Annotated in this window: 1 protein-coding gene; it reads right to left on the reverse strand. The window is 69.6% G+C overall.

From position 1 onward, the window contains the following. Positions 1 to 1,086: tetratricopeptide repeat protein (locus tag THIDRDRAFT_RS23270; RefSeq protein WP_007043405.1), on the reverse strand; the 1,086-nt coding region annotated here is incomplete at both ends.

Consider the following 1,086-nt stretch of genomic DNA (forward strand, 5'->3'; position numbering starts at 1 on the left):
ACCTCTTCGGTCAGGATGCGCAGCGCCTCCTCGAGCTGCCCGCGCGCCTGCAGAATGTCGGCGATCTTCGCCTGCGTCACCGCCTTCGAGCGCACGTCGCCGAGGCGTTCGAAAGCCGCGAGCACATCTTCGGTCAGGATGCGCAGCGCCTCCTCGAGCCTGCCCGCGCGCCTGCAGGATGTCGGCGATCTTCCCCTGCGTCACCGCCTTCTCGCGCACGTCGCCGAGGCGCTCATAGACCGGCAGCTCCTCCTCGGTGCGGATGCGCAGCGCCTCGTCGAGCTGCCCGCGCGCCTGCAGGATGTCGGCGATCTGACCCTGCGTCAGCGCCTTGGAGCGCACGTCGCCGAGGCGTTCGAAAGCCGCGAGCACCTCTTCGGTCAGGATGCGCAGCGCCTCCTCGAGCTGCCCGCGCGCCTGCAGGATGTCGGCGATCTTCCCCTGAGTCACCGCCTTCGAGCGCACGTCGCCGAGGCGCTCATAGACCGGCAGCTGCTCCTCGGTGCGGATGCGCAGCGCCTCCTCGAGCTGCCCGCGCGCCTGCAGGATGTCGGCGATCTCCCCCTGCGTCAGCGCCTTCGAGCGCACGTCGCCGAGCTGCCCGCGCGCCTGCAGGATGTCGGCGATACGCCCGCGGGCGACAGCGACGTTAATAGGTTTGTCGGCCCGTTCGGCATAGACGGCCAATTGCTGAAAGAGCGTTTCGGCCCGTGCAAGCTCACCCTTGGTCCGCGCGCGGTCCGCCTGCTCCATGAGCAGGTGTCCTGCATCCATCGGGTCCAGCGTTTCCAAGCCTGCGTCCAAAACCGCTGAGCCGCTCGAGAGCAGGCGTTCGGCCGCCTCGCCATCTCCGCTGTTTCGCAGCGCGCGTGCGGCACTGGCCAGCAGCCGTGGCGGGAACGGCGTTTGGGTGTCCTCCAGCAAACCGACGAGGGCCGACCCGAGTCTGGCCGCCTCTGGATAACTCTCGACCTCCATCGCTTCGATCGCATTGGCGCCGCAGCGCACCGCCAGCGCCGCGTCCTTAGCCGCGAGGGCCAGGCGGGCCAGCTGCAGCTCGGCAACGGCAGGGCGTCCGCCGGCCTC

It is taken from the genome of Thiorhodococcus drewsii AZ1, assembly GCF_000224065.1.
GTDB lineage: Bacteria > Pseudomonadota > Gammaproteobacteria > Chromatiales > Chromatiaceae > Imhoffiella > Imhoffiella drewsii.